Source organism: Leisingera sp. ABM4_101 (genome assembly GCF_056158725.1).
On sequence record NZ_JBSWTV010000002.1, the window covers coordinates 3,091,142 to 3,109,145 of the forward strand.

Sequence of the window (18,004 nt, forward strand, 5' to 3'; positions counted from 1 at the left end):
CGGAGCATCGCGCCTCAATTCCCCCTTGGCCCGGGCGCCGCATCTTGCTAGGCGCGGCGGGAGCGAAACCAAACCCGGCAGGCCCCATGCAGCGCAACCCGATCCTTGTTGTTGACCGCGAGACCGGCGAGACCTTTGAAGAGGTGGTGCTGGGCGAAAAATGGATCCGCTGGGCCTATCAGAACGCCAGCGCAAAGCCGGTGGAAAAGCTGCTGTTCCGCTCCGCTCTGGTCAGCCGGTGCATGGGCGCCTGGTTCGACTCGCGGTTCTCCAAGGGCAAGATTTCCGCCGTGATTGACGAACTGTCCATCGACATGGAGGAGGCCACCGCGCCGGCGGAGAGCTATGGCTGTTTCAACGACTTCTTTGTGCGCAGCCTGAAGCCCGAAGCCCGCCCCTACAGCGAAGATCCGCAGGACATTGTCTCGCCCGCCGATGGCAGGGTGCTGGTGTTCCCGGAACTGGCTGAGGACGTCTTTGTCCCGGTCAAGGGCTGCCCGATGTCGGTGAACACCATGCTGCCCGGCATTGCCGAGCGATTCATCGGCGGCGCCCTTGCCATCGTGCGGCTGTGCCCGGCCGATTACCACCGCTACCACTTTCCTGCCGCGGGCCGGATTACAGCGTCGCAGGACATTTCCGGCGCATTGCATTCGGTGAACCCGATCGCGCTGGGAGCGGGCCCGGATGTGTTCGGCGAGAACAAACGGACCTGGACGCTGGTCGAGACCGAAACCTTCGGCACCTACTGCTTTGTCGAAGTGGGCGCCTTCGGCGTCGGCTCCATCGTCAACACCCGCACCTCCGGCGAGGTGCGGAAGATGGACGAGAAGGGCTATTTCAAGTTCGGCGGCTCCACCGTGGTGGTGGTGTTCGAGCCCGGCAAGATCCGCTTCTCGGAGGATCTGGCGGCCAATAGCGCTAAGGGCCGGGAGACCCTGGTCAAGGTTGGCCAGCCCTTTGCCACCGTAATTTAAAAACCTGGGCTCTAACGCTTGGGCGGGATCGAATAGGTCATCGAGGCCCGCGCCACCGGCTCCGCCTGGCCCACGGAATACATCAGCACATCGGCCACCGCCAGAACCCGGCCCAGTTTCAACAGCCGCGCCTCGGCAATCACATCGGCACCTGCCACCGGCTTGCGCATGAAATCGAGCGAACAATTGGTGGTCACCGCCAGCGCCTCGCGCCCCAGCCGCGACAGGATCAGCGCATAGATCGCGCAATCGGCCAGCGCAAACATCGACGGGCCCGACACGGTGCCACCAGGCCGCAGGTGCCGCTCCGCCGTCAGCAGCCGCATCCGCAGCCCGTGTTCATCCACCCGGTCGATGGCAAAATCCTCGCGCACCTGCGGGAAGATCTCGTGCAGGTACTCCGTCAGCCTTGCGGCATCAAATGCCAGCGCCATGCTTTTCCTTTCCGCTAACCCCGCCTAGAGTTGCCGCAACCCTTGATAGGAGAGCAAGATGGCAATTCTGGAACGTTGCGACACAGGCGGCATCGCCCGGCTGACAATGAACACGCCGGAGAAGCTGAACGCCTTGTCGGACGAGATGCTGGCGGCACTGCAGGAACAGATCGATGCCTTGCGCGAAGACAGCAGCATCAAGGTGGTAATCCTGTCCGGCACCGGCAAAGGTTTTTGCGCAGGCCATGACATCAAGCAGATGACCGCTGGCCGCGCCGCAGAAGACGGCGGCAAGGCCTATTTCCAGGACCTCTTTGCCCGCTGCACCAGCGTGATGACCGGGCTGCAGTCCTTGCCCCAGCCGGTGATCGCCCAGGTGCACGGCATCGCGACGGCAGCAGGCTGCCAGCTGGTTGCTTCCTGCGATCTGGCGGTGGCGGCGGAAGGAACCAGGTTTGGCGTCAACGGAGTCAACATCGGCCTGTTCTGTTCCACTCCGATGGTGGCCTTGTCCCGCAACATCCCGCGCAAGCAGGCGTTTGAGCTGCTCACAACCGGCGAGTTCGTCGACGCCGCCCGCGCCGTCGACCTTGGCCTGGCCAACCGGGCTGTACCGCTGGAGGCGCTGGAAGCAGAAACCACCAAGCTCGCCGAAACCATCGCCTCCAAACTCGGCGCCGCGGTGAAGATCGGCAAGCAGGCGTTCTATGAACAGCTGCAGATGCCGATTGATCAGGCTTACGCCTATACCAGCGGCGTGATTGTCGAAAACCTGATGTACCGCGACACCATCGAGGGCATGGCCGCCTTTATCGAAAAACGCGCCCCTGATTGGCAGGACTGAAGTTTTCCGAAAATTTTTTGAAAGCTTTAGTCTTTGTTTACCAATCGGAACGTATTGTTTCCTCAAGACGCGCATCAACCGCCTTTCAATTCGGGCGGAAAGATGGCAAAGATTGGGCACGGCCGCTGAGCAATCACAGGCCGGCACAATTTGGGCTGCTGCTGCGGAAGGGTCCCTCCAACCGGTTCTCTCACCCCGGTGTACCATTCCCGCAGCGGCGGCCCCAAATTTCCCCCTCTCCCGGTCAGGCTGCCGCACTGCGTGAACTGCAGCGGCATTGCGGCAGCCCTGCGGCACGCCTTTGCCCCCATATCTGTTGCACCGGCCCGCGCCCTGCCCTATGTGGCGGGCATGACAGATCATTCGGCACAAACACTGCATATCGTGGGCGGCGGCATGGCCGGGTCCGAAGCCGCCTGGCAAGCGGCAAACATGGGCGTCAAGGTGGTGATCCACGAAATGCGCCCAAAGGTCGAGACCTTTGCCCATCAGACCGGCAACCTGGGCGAAATGGTGTGTTCCAACTCCTTCCGCTCGGATGATGACGAGCAGAACGCCGTAGGCCTGCTGCACTGGGAAATGCGCGCCGCCAATGGTCTGATCATGACCACAGCGGATGAGCACCGCCTTCCCGCCGGCGGCGCCCTGGCGGTGGACCGCGACCCCTTTGCCGAAACGGTGACCGCCAAGCTGAAGGCGCATCCGAATGTCACTGTTTCTTATGAAGAAATCACTGAGCTGCCCGCAGACGGCCACTGGATCTTTGCCACCGGCCCGCTGACCTCGCCCGAGCTGGGCAAGGCGATCCAGGCGGAAACCGGCGCCGAAGCGCTGGCTTTCTTTGATGCCATCGCGCCGATTGTCTACGCCGAGTCGATCGACATGTCGAAGGCCTGGATGCAGTCGCGCTATGACAAGGGCGAAACCGAGGAGGAGCGCACCGCCTACCTCAACTGCCCGATGGACAAGGACCAGTACGAGGCCTTTATCGACGCGCTGCTGGCCGCCGACAAGACCGAGTTCCACGAGGGCGAAACCGCAGGTTATTTCGACGGCTGCCTGCCGATCGAGGTGATGGCCGAACGCGGCCGCGAAACCCTGCGCCATGGGCCGATGAAGCCGGTGGGGCTCACCAATCCGCACCAGCCCGACATCAAGGCCCATGCGGTGGTGCAGCTACGCCGCGACAATGCGCTGGGGACGCTGTTCAACATCGTCGGCTTCCAGACCAAGATGAAATACGGCGCCCAGACGGAAGTCTTCAAGATGATCCCCGGGCTGGAGAACGCCAGCTTTGCCCGCCTTGGCGGCATTCACCGCAACACTTTCCTGAACTCGCCCACCCTGCTGGACAGCCAGATGCGGCTGAAGTCCCGGCCCCATATCCGCTTTGCCGGCCAGATCACCGGGGTTGAGGGCTATGTGGAAAGCGCCGCCATGGGCCTGCTCGCTGGCCGTCTGGCGGCGGCAGAGATCCTGGGCCGGGAGCTGCCGGAGGTGCCGCAAGACAGCGCCATGGGCGCGCTGATCCATCACATCACCGGCGGCGCCGAGGCCAAGACCTTCCAGCCGATGAATGTGAACTTCGGCCTGTTCCGCCCCGTCGAAGGTCTCAAGGGCGGCCGCCGCGGCCGCAAAGACCGGTACAAGGCCTATACCGACCGCGCCAAGGACGTCTGGCAGGAGTGGCTGAAAAACTTTTCCTAGACGGAAAGCCCTGCCCGCGCCTAAACTTTTCCCATGAGCGAAAAGTTTCTGGACAAGGCCTACGGCCTTGAAACACCGGAAGCGACCCTTGAACACTACGACCAATGGGCCGCTTCCTACGACGCCGAGATTGCCGAAAACGGTTACGCGACACCGGGGCGGATTGCCCAGGCATTGGCACAATACCAATCGGATATGAGCGAGCCCGTGCTGGATTTCGGCTGCGGAACCGGCTTGGCTGGCCTTGCGCTGCGGCTCCAGGGATTTGAAACCGTGGACGGTATGGAACCCTCTGAGGAAATGCTGTCCCAAGCCAGAACCAAAGGCGTTTACCGCAGGCTGACCCGGATCGCCGCCTCAGCGAAACAGCCGATCCCGCGCGGTGCCTACCGCCTGATCACCGGCTGCGGCGTTCTGGGCACGGGTGCAGCGCCGCCTGCCGTGTTCGACACGATCATGCATGCCTTGCCGCGCGGTGGATTGTTCGCCTTTTCCTATAACGACCACGCTTTGGCCGACCATGCTTATACCGGCAAGCTCAATGAATGGCTGGACTGTTCGGCGGCACGGCTGCTATTTCGGGAACACGGGGACCACCTTCCCGGAATCAACCTGAAGTCCACCGTTTATGTAATTGAGAAAGCGTGACATTCACCACCCGCTTTGCGCCTTCGCCAACCGGCCCCCTGCACCTGGGCCACGCCTATTCCGCCATGCTGGCGCATGACATGGCGGTGGCTAACGGCGGCACCTTTCTGCTGCGCATCGAAGACATCGACCAATCCCGAGCGCGGCCCGGATGGGAAGCACAGATCTATGAGGATCTGGAGTGGCTGGGCCTCTCCTGGCCGCAGCCGGTGATGCGTCAGTCAGACCGGCTGACGCGCTACCGCGCCGCGCTGGAACAGCTCACCGCAATGGGCCTCACCTACCCCTGCTGCTGCAACCGCGCCGATATCGAGGCTGCGGCCGGCGCACCGCAGGAAGGGGTGCCGCAATTCGGCCCCGACGGCCGCATCTACCCCGGCACCTGCCGCAGCCGCCTGATGGCCGAAGCAGCCAGCCAGGACGTGATCCGGCTGAACATGGAAAAGGCCGTGCGCGCCACTGACCTTCCCGGCTTTACCGAGACCGGACCGGAGTTCGAAGGCCGGCACCAGCTGGACCCGGACCGGCTCATCTCAACAGTCGGAGATATCATCCTGGTGCGCCGCAACATGGGCAGCTCCTACCATCTCTCGGTTGTTACCGATGATGCGGACCAGGGCATCACCCATGCGGTGCGCGGCGCAGACTTGTTTGAGGCCACCCAGATCCACGTGCTGCTGCAAAGCCTGCTGGGCCTGGCAACGCCCGTCTACCACCACCACCGCCTGATCCGCGACGATCAGGGTAGACGCCTCGCCAAGCGCGACGACGCCCGCGCTATCGCCAAATACCGTGCCGACGGCGCCACCCCGCAAGACATCCGCGAAATGGCCGGGCTTCCGCTTCTTTCTGGTTAAAAATACTCCCGCCGGAGGCACGGCCCGCCAGGGCCGTTATTCCATCGGCTTCATCAGCTCGACCTCTTCCCCGTCCCGCACCGCGGTATAGAAACAGGTCCGGCGGTTGGTGTGGCAGGCCGCACCGGTCTGGCGCACCAGCGCCAGCAGGCAGTCACGGTCGCAGTCGATCCGCAGGTCCACCAGTTCCTGCACATGGCCGGAGGTTTCGCCCTTGATCCAGAACGACTGGCGCGAGCGCGACCAATAGGTGACCCGGCCGGTTTCCAGCGTGCGCGCCACCGCGTCCGCATTCATCCAGGCCATCATCAGCACCTCGCCTGAGGCTTCGTCCTGCGCGATGCACGGGATCAGGCCCGCATCGTTATACGTCAGGCTGGCGGGATCGAAAGACATGCTAAAAACCTTTTGCATCTGCTGTTTGGCTCCCTATGTATGGGGAACGGTGAAACAGGGAAACCCCGGGAAGCACATGTCTGGCGACTCCGATCTGATCAAGCTCTATTCCTCCCGCATTCTGGCGCTGGCGGCAGATATTCCGCATCTGGAGCGGCTGCAGGCCCCGGACGCCACCGTCAAAAAACGCTCGCCGCTCTGCGGCTCTGCGGTGACCATCGACATCAAGGTCGAGGACGGGCGAATCGCGGATTTCGGCCAGGACGTGAAGGCCTGCGCACTGGGGCAGGCGTCGGCCGCGGTGGTCGGCGCCAATGTGGTCGGCCGCTCGCTGGAGGAGGTCGAGACCGCCCGCGATCAGCTGAAGGCCATGCTGACCCAGGACGGCCCGGTGCCGGATGCGCCGTTTGACGGGCTGGAAGTGCTGCAGCCCGCGCGTGAGTTCAAGAACCGCCACGCCTCGATCATGCTGGCGCTGGAAGCAACCCTGGAAGCCATGCAGACCGCCGCCAAGGAACAATGCGCCTGAGGCCTGGCTCTGCCGCAGCTGTAAAAAATGTAGTGCGCTGTCCCGCGCCGGGACGGAAAACAAGCGCCTGACTCCCTATTTAACATGAAAAAACCGCCGCACATCCGGGCAGGATGGCGGCGGCAGTCATGCTCTGCTGTGCGGGACCCGGGCAGGCCAGGCTGGATCTTGAGGCAATCCATTCGGGGATCGGGACAGGCGGTTGATCCCTGGGGCAGTCCGGGACAGGAAAGGGCCGGCCCGGCACAGCAAAGGCATTCAGGAAAACGGACGGCGGGTCAGAGCAGGCCCGGCAGGTGCAGCGCCGCGACCAGCATCACCATCAGCGAGGCCGCGCCGATGGCGTCCTGCAGCAGGGTTGAATGGGCATTCTGCATGGTGGTCTTGATCTGTGCAATCATGGCTCGGGCCTCCTCCAGTCTGTCTCGCTGCTCTCTGGCAATCTTGTTGCCTCTTTGTTCTCATTTTTAGGAACACCTGTAAAGAACTTTTTGAGAACATTTGCGAACGGAGAAGAACACCCTAACGGAACAGCCGTGGGACTGCAGCTTAACCCACTGAAATCAAACGGATCGCCTGGTCCTGTTTCATCAGCCACAGCAGAACACGCGCCGCCTCGCCGCGCGCGCCTTCCAGTTTGGGATCAGCGGCCAGCAGCGCCCGCGCATCGCTTTGCGCCACCGCCATCAGCCCGGCCTGGCGTTCCAGATCGGCAATCTGGAATCGCGGCAGACCGGATTGCGCGGTGCCAATCATATCCCCTGCCCCGCGCATCTGCAGGTCAGTCTCCGAGATCCGGAACCCGTCCTCAGTCTCGCGCAGCACCTCCAGCCGCTTGCGTCCGCCCTCAGTCAGCGGCGGCTGATACATCAGGAGACAGGTCGACTCGGCACTGCCGCGCCCCACACGCCCGCGCAACTGGTGAAGCTGGGCGAGGCCGAAGATCTCCGCCCGCTCGATAACCATGATGGAGGCATTGGGCACGTTCACCCCAACCTCGATAACCGTGGTGGCCACCAGAACCTTGGTCTTACCCGCGACAAAGGCGGCCATCGCCGAGTCCTTTTCGGCGGGCGGCATCTGGCCGTGCACCAGCCCAACCGTGCCATCACCAAGAATGGCGCGCAGATGCTTGAAGCGCTCCTCCGCTGCGGTCAGATCGCTCAGCTCGGATTCGTCAACCAGCGGGCAAACCCAATAGCACTGCCGCCCCTCGGCAATCGCCTTGCGCAGGTGATCGACCACCTCCTGCATCCGTTCCGTGCTGATAACGGCGGTTTTCACGGGCTTGCGCCCCGGCGGTTTCTCATCCAGCACCGAGACGTCCATGTCGCCGTATTGTGCCAGCGCCAGCGAGCGCGGGATCGGCGTTGCGGTCATCACCAGAACATCGGCGCCCTTGCCCTTTTCTGCCAGTTCCATCCGCTGGCGCACACCAAAGCGGTGCTGTTCATCAACGATGGCAAGCCGCAGGTCACGGAATTCCACGTCATTCTGGAACACTGCATGGGTGCCGACCAGAATATGGATATCGCCGCGCGCAAGCGCCGCAAGCTTGGCCTTGCGCTCAGCGCCCTTGTCGCGGCCCGTCAGGATCTCGATCACCACGCCCGCGTCTTCGGCCAGCGGTGCAAGACCTTCCATATGCTGCTGCGCCAGGATGCCGGTCGGGGCCATCATTACACCCTGCCCGCCCGCTTCAACTGCTACCAGCAAGGCCATGAAAGCAACCAGTGTTTTGCCAGCACCCACGTCGCCCTGCAACAGACGGTTCATACGCCTGTCCGAGGCCATATCCGCGGAGATTTCCTCGATCGCCCGGGCCTGCGCATTGGTCGGGCGGTAGGGCAGCGCCTGCAGCACCTTGGATTGCAACCGGCCTGTGGCCGCGCTCTGGATGCCGCGGACTTTACGCTCTTTCTGGCGGGCCAGCGCCAAGGTCAGCTGATGCGCAAACAGCTCGTCATACGCAAGGCGCGCCCGCGCCGCCGCCTGCGGGCTGAGGTCATCAGGCCCCTGCGGCGCATGGGCCGACTGCAGCGCGTCGTGCCAGGCCGGCCAGTTTTCCCGCAGCATCTGCGCCGGATCAATCCATTCGGCCAGTTCCGGCATCCGCGACAGCGCGCTTTGCGCCGCCTTATACATGGTCTTTTGCGTGACCCCGTGGGTCAGGCTGTAGACGGGCTCAAACTCCGGGATCCCGTGCGCCTCTTCCACCGCCAGCATGTGGTCCGGGTGCACCATCTGCGCGAGGCCATCAAACAGTTCCAGCTTGCCCGAGACCACCCGGCGGGCCCCTTCGGGCAGCTGCGCCTCAAGGTACCGGCTGCGGCCGTGGAAGAAGACCAGCTGAAACTCGGTTTCTGCATCTTCCACATGAATACGATAGGCCCCGCCGCGGTTGCGCGCCGGGCGATGGCGGCCAATGGTCACCTCCACCGTCACCGTGGCAGGCAGGTCGACCCCGCGGATGGTGTCGCGGCGGCGGCGGTCCACGACAGAATAAGGCAGCGAGAACAACAGGTCACGCGGCGTTTCTATGCCAATCTGACTGAAGTTCTGCGCCGTCTTCGGGCCAACACCCTGCACGGTCTCGGCGCCGGCAAACAACGGAAACAGGATCTCGGGACGCCCGCTCATGCCTCTGCGATCAGCTCCAGCCAGCCGTCTTCGTCCATAGTCCGGATGCCCAGTTCCGCCGCCTTCTTGGCCTTGGAGCCAGCGCCCGGACCCGCCACAAGGATGTCGGTCTTTTTGGAGACAGAGCCTGAGACCTTGGCCCCCAGCGCCTCTGCCCGCGCCTTGGCTTCGGCCCGGGTCATCTTCTCCAGGGTTCCGGTGAAAACCACGGTCTTGCCGGCCACCGGGCTGTCCGCGGCGGGGGCATCTGGCGGCACAATGGTCAGCTTGGCGATCAGCCGGTCGAAGGCTGCGCGCTCTTCTGTGTTGGCAAAGGCGTCAGACAGGGACAAGCCCAGAACCGCACCGATCCCGTCCACGCCGATAAGGTCCGCCCAGGCTGCAGAGGCCTCCGCCGGAACCTCGCAGGCTGCCACCGCTGCGGCCCGGGTTTCCGAGATCTTCGCGCGCCGGCCCTCAGCGGCAGCTTTTTGGCGCTCCGCCTCTTCGGCCTCATCCGCGGCCCGTTGCGCCAAGGCAGCCGGCCGGGCGGCGTCGATAGCGTCCGTCATTATCTGCCAATCCCGGTAGTGCAGCGCCAGATCGCGGCCTGCGACCTCACCCGCGTGCCGGATACCCAGAGCAAAGATCAGCTTGGCCAGCGGGATGGTCCGCTTTTCCTCAATCGCTGCAAACAGGTTCTCGGCAGACTTATCGCCCCAGCCTTCGCGGTTCTTCAGCTGCTGCAAACCGGAGCCATAATTTGCTTTCAGATCAAAGATATCCGCGGGCTCCTTGATCCAGCTGTCGCTGTGAAACTGTTCCACCTGCTTGGCCCCCAGCCCCTCAATGTCGAAGGCCGCGCGAGAGACGAAATGCTTCAGTTTCTCCACTGCCTGGGCCGGACAGATGATGCCCCCGGAACAGCGGCGCACTGCATCGCCCTCCTCGCGTTCCGCCGGGCTGCCGCATTCCGGGCAGATGTGCGGAAACTGGTAAGGCTCAGCCGCATCCGGACGCTTGGCCAGGTCCACATCCGCGACCTTCGGAATCACATCGCCGGCACGGTAAATCTGTACCCAGTCGCCGATGCGGATGTCTTTGCCGTCACGGATTTCCTCACCCTTCGAATCGCGCCCCTGGATGTAATCCTCATTGTGAAGCGTCGCATTGGACACCACCACCCCGCCCACGGTCACCGGCGCAAGCCGCGCCACCGGGCTCAGCGCACCGGTGCGGCCCACCTGAATGTCGATCGCCTCCAGCCGCGTCCAGGCGAGCTCAGCCGGGAATTTATGCGCTATCGCCCAGCGGGGCGTGGTGGAGCGGAACCCCAGCCGGGCTTGCAACCCCAAGTCGTTGACCTTGTAGACCACACCGTCGATGTCATAGCCCAACGTTGCCCGCTGTTCCTCGATGCTGCGGTAGTGCGCGATCATCTCTGCCACCGTGGCGCAAAGCCGGGTCAGCGGGTTGGTCTGAAAGCCCAGGGCCTGCAGCCGCGATATCGCTTCAATTTGCGTTTTTGCCAGCGGTTGGCTCAGCTCACCCCAGCTGTAAGCAAAGAACCGCAAAGGACGGGCGCGGGTAATCTCTGCATCCAGCTGCCGCAAAGAGCCTGCCGCCGCATTGCGCGGGTTGGCAAAGGTCTTGCCCCCGCGTTCTTCATGACGCGCGTTCAGCACCTCAAAATCCGCGTGGCTCATGTAGACTTCGCCGCGCACTTCCAGCACATCCGGCGCGCCTTCCAGCTGATGGGGGATATCGGCAATTGTCATGGCATTTGCGGTGACATTTTCCCCAACCGAGCCATCGCCGCGGGTCGCAGCCTGGGTCAGCCTGCCCTGCTCATAGCGCAAAGACAGAGAGAGCCCGTCAATCTTGGGTTCTGCGGTGAACCCCAGGCTGTCGCTGCCTGCAAGGCCTAGGTACTTGCGGATGCTGCGGTCGAAATCCGTGACATCCTCGTCTTCAAAGGCATTGCCCAGGGACAGCATGCGGATGGCGTGGCTGATCTTGCCAAAGCCCGAGGCTGCGGGCGCGCCGACGGTTTCCAGCCGGGTGGCTTCAGATGCCAGGTCTGGATGCGCTTCAGCCAAAGCCCGGTAGCGCCGTTTCAGCGAATCATACTCCGCGTCGCTGATCTCTGGTGCATCCGCCTGATGATAGGCCAGGTCCGCGGCCTGCAGCTGCTCCTCCAGCTTCAGAAACTCTGCCCTTGCGTCCTCTGCCGTCAGGCTGGCCACGTCTTTTTCTGTCATTCTTGCCACGCGCGGTCCCTCTTCGTTCTCCCTTCCGGTGATAAGGTGCCGCGCAGGCCGCGTCCAGCGTATCCATCAGCGGGCTTGCGGAAGCCGCCTAAACAAAAAGACCCGCCCCACGGCAGGTCTTTGCAACCGGTGGCGCAGGCTAAGCGCCACCCGGGTCATCATCCTTTCAGGCGCCGACAGCCATCCGCTGACCGCCTGCCATGTGATCTTCCTGCGGATCGCGCAGAACATACCCGCGGCCCCACACAGTTTCGATATAGTTCTCACCACCGGTGGCATTGCTGAGCTTCTTGCGCAGCTTGCAGATGAAAACGTCGATGATCTTCAATTCAGGTTCATCCATGCCGCCGTAAAGATGGTTCAGGAACATCTCCTTGGTCAGCGTGGTGCCCTTGCGCAAGCTCAGCAGCTCCAGCATCTGATATTCCTTGCCGGTCAGATGCACAGCCTTGCCATCGGCCTCCACCGTTTTGGCGTCCAGGTTGACCGCAATCTTGCCGGTCTTGATGATCGACTGCGAATGCCCCTTGGAGCGGCGGATGATCGCATGGATCCGCGCCACCAGTTCCTCCCGGTGGAAGGGTTTCGTCAGGTAATCATCCGCACCAAAGCCGAACCCTTTGATTTTATTATCGGTATCGTCGGCGCCGGACAGGATTAGAATGGGGGTTTCGATGCGGGACATGCGCAGCTGGCGCAGCACCTCGTGGCCGTTCATATCGGGCAGCCCCAGATCCAACAGGATCAGATCGTAATCGTAAAGTTTCGCCAGATCGATGCCTTCTTCCCCCAGATCCGTCGAATAAACGTTCAGGTTGGCATGGGTCAGCATCAGCTCGATGCTTTTGGCCGTGGTCGGATCATCCTCAACCAGCAGAATGCGCATATTATTTTCTCCGCCTGTACACTGTTTCCCTCAGGTCGCGTTAACCTTGGTGGAAAAAAGTTAATGCCTCGTTACCATGATGGTTAATTTACGAATGCAACTCAAGGGTGGCCCAATCTATTTTGCGTCCGGGCTGCGGAATTTCTTCAGCTGTGTCGTTTTCAGGGCCTCTTCGCCATGGTCTGCGACGGCAGCAACCCAGCTTCGGAATTCCTCCTCGCTCAGGCCATAGCGGCGCATCGCCTCCTTCTGCGGCAAGAGGCCGTAGAGCACGCCGCGCACCACAGCCGCCTTGCGCGAGGCCACCCAGCGCCGCGTGGTCTCCGGCGGCAGATCCGCCCGGGTCATAATAGTGCCGTCCGGCAGGGTCACCGCCCGCGGCCCGTCGACTTTTTTCAAAAACATAGTGCCATCCCTTTGACGGTCTTCTTTCTTAGGGTGCGCCAAGAATTTCCGATCAGGCTTAACGGCGCGTGAACCACGCCCCTTGAGAGTCTTTAGGATTTTCCTATATTCTGCGGCGCCTGCCCCCTTGCCTTTAGGAGCTGCCCCATGGCGCTGGACCAAGACCTGGAACTGAACTCGCTCGGCTTTGCCAAACCGCCCTCGGAAACCCGGGTGGTTGTGGCCATGTCCGGCGGCGTCGATAGCTCTGTTGTTGCTGCATATTTGGCCGATCAGGGCTATGATGTGGTCGGCGTCACGCTGCAGCTTTATGATCACGGCGCAGCACTGGCAAAAAAAGGCGCCTGCTGTGCAGGCATTGATATCCATGATGCAAGGCGTGTCGCGGAGGAACGCGGCTTTCCGCATTACGTCCTGGATTATGAGAACATTTTTAAGGATGCGGTGATTGACGAGTTCGCCGACAGCTATCTGGCGGGCGCGACCCCGGTGCCCTGCATCCGCTGCAACGAGCGGGTGAAGTTCAAGGACCTCTTGGAAACCGCCAAGGATCTGGAGGCCGACTGCATGGCGACCGGCCACTACATCCAGCGCAAAATGGGTGAGCACGGGCCGGAGCTGCACTCAGCCGAGGACGCCAACCGCGACCAGAGCTATTTCCTGTTCTCCACCACCCCGGAGCAGCTGGACTACCTGCGCTTCCCGCTGGGCCATCTGCCGTCCAAGGATGCCACCCGCGAGATGGCGGCCCAATACGGTCTGGCGGTGGCCGACAAGCCTGACAGCCAGGACATCTGCTTTGTGCCGGACGGCAACTATGCCTCTGTAATCGAGAAACTGCGCCCCGGGGCTGCAGAGCCGGGCGAGATCGTGCATTCCGATGGCCGGGTGCTGGGCAGCCACGAGGGTGTCATCCATTACACCATCGGCCAGCGCCGCGGCCTGGGCATCGGCGGCCTCAGTGAACCGCTCTATGTGGTGAAGCTGGATGTGGACAAGAAACAGGTGGTAGTTGGGCCCAAGGAACTGCTGGCCACCCGCACTATCCCGGTGCGCGAAATCAACTGGCTGGGCGACGAGCCTTTTACCTCACGCGAGGAATGGCACCTCAAAGTCAAGGTGCGCTCCACCCGCCCGCCGCGGGAGGCGATCATCCGGCCGCTGACAGAGACCACTGCCGAGGTAGAGTTGCTGACGCCGGAGGAAGGCGTCTCACCCGGCCAGGCGTGCGTGTTCTATGCAAATGAGGGCAGCCGCATTTTCGGCGGCGGCTGGATCTGGCGCGGCTACTGAAGCGCAGAACATCCGCGCCGCCGGGTCAAGGGAGGCGCAGCCTCCGCGCGGCACGCGCGGCTTGTCCTTGACGCGGAATTCCAGTTCAAAATTGAAAAAGCGCCTAAGGGCAGACCTGCCCTTAGGCGCTTCTCAGCAGAACACTTTCGCCCCGATCATCTTGTCCTGAAAGCCATGTTCTGCGCAGGTGTTGCGGCAGGCTTCGCGCGGGTGCGCAGCACCCGCGCCACCAGAACCCGCGCTAGATACCGGGCAAACGGTCCAAAACGGCACGGGCCGCCCGCAGCCCCGGAGCTTCTCCGCCCTGCCCCAGACGCTCCATGGTCAGCGCCATTGCCCCGCGCTGCGCATGCGGCTCAGCCGCCAGCTTCTCCAGCTCCGCCGCAATCTTATCCGGCGTGCAGTCCGGTCCCAGGCATTCCGGCACCACCCTTGTATCGCTAACCAGGTTGACCAGCGTGACCGTGTCGATCAGCGCCATGCGTTTCATGATCTGCCAGGTCAGCCACTGGAACTTGTAGGCAATCACCATCGGCGTGGCAGAGGCCGCCAGTTCCAGCGACACGGTGCCGGAAGCCGCCAGCGCAATGTCCGCCGAGGCAAAGGCCGCACGCTTGTGCCCTTTGGCGGCATGCGGCTCAAACCGGTTCGGATCCACCAGCACGGCGGCCTCAGGCCAATCCTGCAAGGCGTCCCGCACCGCATCCGCAACCGGCGCTGCCGCTGGCACAACAATCCGGTGATCCGGATGGGACTGGCAAAACTGCTGCAGCGCCCCGCCGAAAACGGGTGCCAGCCGGGTAACCTCTGAGCGGCGTGAGCCCGGCAGCGCCAGCACAAATGGCGCATCCCCCAAGCCGAATTCACTGCGGAATGCGGCAATCTCCGCTTCCGTCGCCTGCGGCTCCGCCACCACCGGGTGGCCGGCGAAATCGCAGTCCATGCCTGCGGCTTCCATATAGGGCGGCTCGAACGGCAGCAGTGCCAGAACGTGATCAATGACCTCTGCCATCTTCTGCGCCCGCTTGGGCCGCCATGCCCAGACCGAGGGCGCCACGTAATGCACGGTGCGGATGCTGCTGCGATCCTTGACCAGCCGTGCCACGCGAAGGCTGAAGTCCGGGCTGTCGATGGTGATCAGCAGATCCGGTTTAGCCTCCAGCACGGCATCAGCTGTTTCCCGGATGCGGCGCTTCAGGTGGCGGTACTTGGGCAGCACCTCTGCCAGCCCCATCACCGACAGCTCTTCCATGGGAAAGCGTGAAGCCAGCCCCTGCTCCGCCATCAGCGCGCCGCCGATGCCGTCAAAGCTGACGCCAGGTTCCAGCTGTTTAAGGCCTGCCATCAGCGCCCCGCCCAGCCGGTCGCCCGAAGGCTCACCGGCCAGGATGAAAACCCGCAGGCTCATGCCTCGCGCAGCCAGAGGAACAGCCCCAGCCGGTCGCAGGCCGCAATCACCGCATCCTGATCCAGCACGATGACGCCGCCCGCCTCCAGCACGATACCGGAAAGCCGGGCCTTGGCGGCCGCTTCAACCGTCCCCACGCCAATCGTGGGAAGGTCGGCGCGGCGGTCCTGCGCCGGTTTCGGCGCCTTGAACAACAGGCCGCCCTGCCCGTCTGGACGATTTTTCAGCGAAGTCAGCATCCAGTCAGTGCCAAACAGGTTCTCGACCGCAATCGCCTGCTGCTTGCGCACGGCGCAGGACTGGCCGATGTCAGCCGCAGACATGGCAGCGACGATCTCGGCGCCGCGTTCTGCATCCGCCTTGTCCAGCTCCCCCGGCTGCACCTTAGTCGGCACGCCCGCGGCCATCAGCAGATCCGGCGCCACCTCATGGGCGGCGCGGACGGCAAAGCCTGCCTGTTCGAAGATCCCGATAATCGCGCGCAAAGCGCCATCGTCACCCGCCGCCAGCGCCGCTTGCAGCACTGGAACCAGCGGCATCGTGGCTGCATCAATCGAAGAAGGGTCAATATGCGGACGGCGCACCGCTCCGGCCAGACAGATTTCTGTCACCTCCGCCGCCTTCAGCCGCTCCAGAAAGCTGCCGAACTGTTCAAAACGGAAGGTGATCTCCGGATCGACCATATCCGGCTCCGCCCCGGCCATCGCGCAGATCAGCGGACGGCCCGGCGCGTGTGCGGCCACCTCAGCCGGCAGCGCGCCGGTGCCTGCAATAACTGCCAGCATCGCGTCAGCCCCCCGGGGTCAGGAAAGAACGGTCGCTTCCACCGGTGATAAAGGCAACAATACGCTGGACGTATTCACTGTCGGTCTCATCCCCAAGCCGCTTGGCGCGCTCCTGAAAGGTGCCCTCGCCCTGGGCCAGCATCTGAAACGCTGCGCGCAAGGCGGTGATATCGCTGCGGGCGACGCCCCGGCGCTTGAGCCCCACCAGGTTCAAACCGTCCAGCTCGCCGCGCTGCGCCTGCACCAAGCCATAGGGAATCACGTCATTGGTCACCATTGTGACCGCACCGATGATCGCACCCTTGCCGATCCGCACCCATTGATGGATGCCGGACAAGCCGCCGATGATCACGTCGTCTTCCAGCACGCAATGGCCCGCCACCGCGGCGGAATTCACAACGATCACCCGGTCGCCGACCTGCGCGTCATGGGCGATGTGGCAGCCTGCCATGAACAATCCGTCATCACCGATCTTGGTCACACCGCCGCCGCCCTCAGTGCCGGCATTCACCGTCACATGCTCGCGGATGCGGTTGCGCTTGCCGATCACGGTCTTGCACTTCTCGCCTTTGAACTTCAGGTCCTGCGGGATCTCGCCCAGCACGGCAAAGGGGAAGACCACTGTCTCGTCACCGATTTCGGTATCGCCGGTGACAACTACATGGGATTTCAGAACAACCCTGTCCCCCAGAACAGCCTCAGGGCCGACCACGCAGAAAGGACCGATTTCGCAGTCCTTTCCAAGCTTGGCACCCTCTTCAATCACTGCACTGGGGTGGATCTTGCTCATCTCAGCTTTCCTCGGCCTGGCGGTCAACCATTGCGGTAAATTCAGCTTCTGCAGCCACTTCGCCCTCAACCGTCGCACGGCCCAAGAACTTGAAAATCTTGCCGCCTGGCTTGCCGCGCAGAGTTTCCACATGCATCTCCAGCACGTCACCCGGCACCACCTTGCGGCGGAATTTGCACTTGTCGATGTTCATGAAGTAGATCAGCAGATCGGTGTCGACCATATCCATGCCGACGCCCAGCATCACGCCGGCGGTCTGTGCCATCGCCTCGACAATGGTCACGCCCGGCATGATCGGCGTGCCCGGGAAATGACCCTGGAAATGCGGCTCGTTCATGGTGACATTCTTGATGCCGCGGGCCGATTTGTAACTGTCGATATCGACCACCTTGTCGACCAGCAGGAACGGGTAGCGGTGCGGCAGGATCCGCTGGATCAGTTGAATGTCAGCGCTTTGCAGCTCGGTGGTCATGCGTGGTTTCCCATTTACGTCAAAATTACTGCGCTGTCCCTAGCAAGCGGGCAGCGTTTCGGCAAGCTCGGGCGCTCAGCGCTCGCTGTCCTCATCCCCGGCTCCGTCACCGAGAACCGCGTCAATCCGGGCGATTGCCAGCGCCGTCACATCTGCCGCATCAGCGCTTAGAAACACAGAGGCATGATCCAGAATCGCCCCGGCCCCGGTTTCGCGCATGATCTGCTGCAGGACCGGCAGCGAAGCCGTAATGAATTCACGCCGGGCGTCTTCACCCATCTGATTGATTTCGCGCAGCTTCTGATCCTGGCGGCGGCGGGTTTCCTGAACTTTCTGATCAAAGGCGTCCGCCAGAGCGCGGAACGCGTCCGGCGCCATTTCGCTGCGCCGCTCTGTCAGGTCCAGTTCCTCGGCGCGCAGCTCCGCTTCAATCCGGCGGTTTTCGGCAGTCAGCACCGCCCCTTCGGCCTCGATCTCGCGTTCGACCCGCTTGCCAAAGGCGCTTTCTGAAAACAGCCGGTCCGGCTGAATGGTGAGGATGCCGCTTTGCGGCAGCCCCAGCTGGAATTCGGCACCCGGATTAGGTGCCAGCGGCGCCGGTTCCTGGGCGGCGGCAGGCGCGGCGCCGATGCAGGGCAGCATCAGGGACAGGCCAATTGCAGCCCGCCGGCAGGGCGCCAGCTG

At 62.9% G+C, this 18,004-nt stretch carries 19 protein-coding genes; 7 read left to right on the forward strand and 12 right to left on the reverse strand.

All coding sequences use genetic code 11. From position 1 onward, the window contains the following. The first annotated feature begins 86 nt into the window (after positions 1-86). Positions 87-977: an archaetidylserine decarboxylase gene (gene asd / locus ACXAEK_RS16285; RefSeq protein WP_475043467.1), complete on the forward strand. Its 891-nt coding sequence runs from the start codon at positions 87-89 to the stop codon at positions 975-977. An 11-nt stretch (positions 978-988) separates the two neighbouring features. Here the strand turns inward: asd and ACXAEK_RS16290 are convergent, their stop codons facing one another. Next, positions 989-1,411, reverse strand: coding sequence for a PaaI family thioesterase (locus ACXAEK_RS16290; protein ID WP_475043469.1), 423 nt, complete (start codon positions 1,409-1,411; stop codon positions 989-991). 58 nt (positions 1,412-1,469) lie between these two features. Here ACXAEK_RS16290 and ACXAEK_RS16295 point away from each other — a divergent pair, with 58 nt between their 5' ends. From ACXAEK_RS16295 to gluQRS, 4 genes are all read left to right on the forward strand, one after another. After that, positions 1,470-2,255 (forward strand): enoyl-CoA hydratase, encoded by a 786-nt coding sequence (locus tag ACXAEK_RS16295; RefSeq protein WP_475043471.1) that lies wholly within the window; start codon positions 1,470-1,472, stop codon positions 2,253-2,255. A gap of 351 nt (positions 2,256-2,606) precedes the next feature. Next, on the forward strand, positions 2,607-3,962 hold the full coding sequence (gene trmFO / locus ACXAEK_RS16300; RefSeq protein WP_475043473.1) for a methylenetetrahydrofolate--tRNA-(uracil(54)-C(5))-methyltransferase (FADH(2)-oxidizing) TrmFO: 1,356 nt from the start codon (positions 2,607-2,609) through the stop codon (positions 3,960-3,962). Between the two features lie 33 nt (positions 3,963-3,995). After that, positions 3,996-4,610 (forward strand): class I SAM-dependent DNA methyltransferase, encoded by a 615-nt coding sequence (locus ACXAEK_RS16305; protein ID WP_475043475.1) that lies wholly within the window; start codon positions 3,996-3,998, stop codon positions 4,608-4,610. Beyond that, positions 4,607-5,467, forward strand: coding sequence for a tRNA glutamyl-Q(34) synthetase GluQRS (gene gluQRS / locus ACXAEK_RS16310; RefSeq protein ID WP_475043477.1), 861 nt, complete (start codon positions 4,607-4,609; stop codon positions 5,465-5,467). The genes ACXAEK_RS16305 and gluQRS overlap by 4 nt, the downstream gene beginning before the upstream one ends. 36 nt (positions 5,468-5,503) lie before the next feature. Here the strand turns inward: gluQRS and hisI are convergent, their stop codons facing one another. Beyond that, the gene (hisI, locus tag ACXAEK_RS16315) at positions 5,504-5,881 is read right to left on the reverse strand and encodes a phosphoribosyl-AMP cyclohydrolase (protein WP_475043478.1); all 378 of its coding nucleotides are present in this window, start codon (positions 5,879-5,881) and stop codon (positions 5,504-5,506) included. A gap of 58 nt (positions 5,882-5,939) precedes the next feature. Between hisI and ACXAEK_RS16320 the strand changes: the two genes are divergently transcribed. Further along, positions 5,940-6,392, forward strand: coding sequence for an iron-sulfur cluster assembly scaffold protein (locus ACXAEK_RS16320; RefSeq protein WP_475043479.1), 453 nt, complete (start codon positions 5,940-5,942; stop codon positions 6,390-6,392). A 278-nt stretch (positions 6,393-6,670) separates the two neighbouring features. Here ACXAEK_RS16320 and ACXAEK_RS16325 read toward each other — a convergent pair whose 3' ends face one another. From ACXAEK_RS16325 to sciP, 5 genes are all read right to left on the reverse strand, one after another. Continuing rightward, positions 6,671-6,793, reverse strand: a complete 123-nt coding sequence (locus ACXAEK_RS16325; RefSeq protein ID WP_475043480.1) for a hypothetical protein — start codon at positions 6,791-6,793, stop codon at positions 6,671-6,673. Positions 6,794-6,941: 148 nt separating this feature from the next. Then, positions 6,942-9,032 carry an ATP-dependent DNA helicase RecG gene (gene recG, locus ACXAEK_RS16330; protein WP_475043482.1) on the reverse strand — a complete coding sequence of 697 codons (2,091 nt, stop codon included), beginning with the start codon at positions 9,030-9,032 and terminating at the stop codon, positions 6,942-6,944. Beyond that, a complete protein-coding gene (gene ligA / locus ACXAEK_RS16335; RefSeq protein WP_475043483.1) occupies positions 9,029-11,272 on the reverse strand; it encodes an NAD-dependent DNA ligase LigA in 2,244 nt (747 codons plus the stop codon). Before ligA ends, recG begins: the two co-directional genes overlap by 4 nt. A 175-nt stretch (positions 11,273-11,447) precedes the next feature. Next, entirely contained in the window at positions 11,448-12,167 is a 720-nt protein-coding gene (gene ctrA / locus ACXAEK_RS16340; protein ID WP_475043485.1) for a response regulator transcription factor CtrA, read from the reverse strand. 117 nt (positions 12,168-12,284) lie between these two features. Next, positions 12,285-12,572, reverse strand: a complete 288-nt coding sequence (gene sciP, locus ACXAEK_RS16345) for a CtrA inhibitor SciP (protein WP_475043487.1) — start codon at positions 12,570-12,572, stop codon at positions 12,285-12,287. 147 nt (positions 12,573-12,719) lie between these two features. Here sciP and mnmA point away from each other — a divergent pair, with 147 nt between their 5' ends. Continuing rightward, the gene (gene mnmA / locus ACXAEK_RS16350) at positions 12,720-13,865 is read left to right on the forward strand and encodes a tRNA 2-thiouridine(34) synthase MnmA (protein ID WP_475043489.1); all 1,146 of its coding nucleotides are present in this window, start codon (positions 12,720-12,722) and stop codon (positions 13,863-13,865) included. A 241-nt stretch (positions 13,866-14,106) separates the two neighbouring features. On the opposite strand, the gene lpxB is transcribed toward mnmA, so the two are convergent. From lpxB to ACXAEK_RS16375, 5 genes are all read right to left on the reverse strand, one after another. After that, complete coding sequence (gene lpxB, locus ACXAEK_RS16355; protein ID WP_475043490.1) at positions 14,107-15,273, reverse strand: lipid-A-disaccharide synthase; 1,167 nt, start codon at positions 15,271-15,273, stop codon at positions 14,107-14,109. Continuing rightward, positions 15,270-16,058: an LpxI family protein gene (locus ACXAEK_RS16360; RefSeq protein WP_475043491.1), complete on the reverse strand. Its 789-nt coding sequence runs from the start codon at positions 16,056-16,058 to the stop codon at positions 15,270-15,272. The genes lpxB and ACXAEK_RS16360 overlap by 4 nt, the downstream gene beginning before the upstream one ends. A gap of 4 nt (positions 16,059-16,062) precedes the next feature. Further along, entirely contained in the window at positions 16,063-16,848 is a 786-nt protein-coding gene (gene lpxA / locus ACXAEK_RS16365; protein WP_475043492.1) for an acyl-ACP--UDP-N-acetylglucosamine O-acyltransferase, read from the reverse strand. Between the two features lies 1 nt (position 16,849). Beyond that, positions 16,850-17,320 (reverse strand): 3-hydroxyacyl-ACP dehydratase FabZ, encoded by a 471-nt coding sequence (gene fabZ, locus ACXAEK_RS16370; RefSeq protein ID WP_019296164.1) that lies wholly within the window; start codon positions 17,318-17,320, stop codon positions 16,850-16,852. Positions 17,321-17,395: 75 nt separating this feature from the next. Continuing rightward, complete coding sequence (locus tag ACXAEK_RS16375; RefSeq protein WP_475043493.1) at positions 17,396-17,962, reverse strand: OmpH/Skp family outer membrane protein; 567 nt, start codon at positions 17,960-17,962, stop codon at positions 17,396-17,398. Positions 17,963-18,004: the final 42 nt, after the last annotated feature.

Excerpts from the sequence above, each read along its gene's own strand:
- trmFO (WP_475043473.1), top strand. The coding sequence starts at position 2,607 with ATGACAGATCATTCGGCACAAACACTGCATATCGTGGGCGGCGGCATG.
- ACXAEK_RS16295 (WP_475043471.1), top strand. The coding sequence starts at position 1,470 with ATGGCAATTCTGGAACGTTGCGACACAGGCGGCATCGCCCGGCTGACA.
- ctrA (WP_475043485.1), bottom strand. The coding sequence starts at position 12,167 with ATGCGCATTCTGCTGGTTGAGGATGATCCGACCACGGCCAAAAGCATC.
- hisI (WP_475043478.1), bottom strand. The coding sequence starts at position 5,881 with ATGCAAAAGGTTTTTAGCATGTCTTTCGATCCCGCCAGCCTGACGTAT.
- sciP (WP_475043487.1), bottom strand. The coding sequence starts at position 12,572 with ATGTTTTTGAAAAAAGTCGACGGGCCGCGGGCGGTGACCCTGCCGGAC.
- recG (WP_475043482.1), bottom strand. The coding sequence starts at position 9,032 with ATGAGCGGGCGTCCCGAGATCCTGTTTCCGTTGTTTGCCGGCGCCGAG.
- ACXAEK_RS16375 (WP_475043493.1), bottom strand. The coding sequence starts at position 17,962 with ATGCTGCCCTGCATCGGCGCCGCGCCTGCCGCCGCCCAGGAACCGGCG.
- ligA (WP_475043483.1), bottom strand. The coding sequence starts at position 11,272 with ATGACAGAAAAAGACGTGGCCAGCCTGACGGCAGAGGACGCAAGGGCA.
- asd (WP_475043467.1), top strand. The coding sequence starts at position 87 with ATGCAGCGCAACCCGATCCTTGTTGTTGACCGCGAGACCGGCGAGACC.
- fabZ (WP_019296164.1), bottom strand. The coding sequence starts at position 17,320 with ATGACCACCGAGCTGCAAAGCGCTGACATTCAACTGATCCAGCGGATC.
- lpxB (WP_475043490.1), bottom strand. The coding sequence starts at position 15,273 with ATGAGCCTGCGGGTTTTCATCCTGGCCGGTGAGCCTTCGGGCGACCGG.
- ACXAEK_RS16360 (WP_475043491.1), bottom strand. The coding sequence starts at position 16,058 with ATGCTGGCAGTTATTGCAGGCACCGGCGCGCTGCCGGCTGAGGTGGCC.
- ACXAEK_RS16290 (WP_475043469.1), bottom strand. The coding sequence starts at position 1,411 with ATGGCGCTGGCATTTGATGCCGCAAGGCTGACGGAGTACCTGCACGAG.
- mnmA (WP_475043489.1), top strand. The coding sequence starts at position 12,720 with ATGGCGCTGGACCAAGACCTGGAACTGAACTCGCTCGGCTTTGCCAAA.
- ACXAEK_RS16320 (WP_475043479.1), top strand. The coding sequence starts at position 5,940 with ATGTCTGGCGACTCCGATCTGATCAAGCTCTATTCCTCCCGCATTCTG.
- ACXAEK_RS16305 (WP_475043475.1), top strand. The coding sequence starts at position 3,996 with ATGAGCGAAAAGTTTCTGGACAAGGCCTACGGCCTTGAAACACCGGAA.
- ACXAEK_RS16325 (WP_475043480.1), bottom strand. The coding sequence starts at position 6,793 with ATGATTGCACAGATCAAGACCACCATGCAGAATGCCCATTCAACCCTG.
- lpxA (WP_475043492.1), bottom strand. The coding sequence starts at position 16,848 with ATGAGCAAGATCCACCCCAGTGCAGTGATTGAAGAGGGTGCCAAGCTT.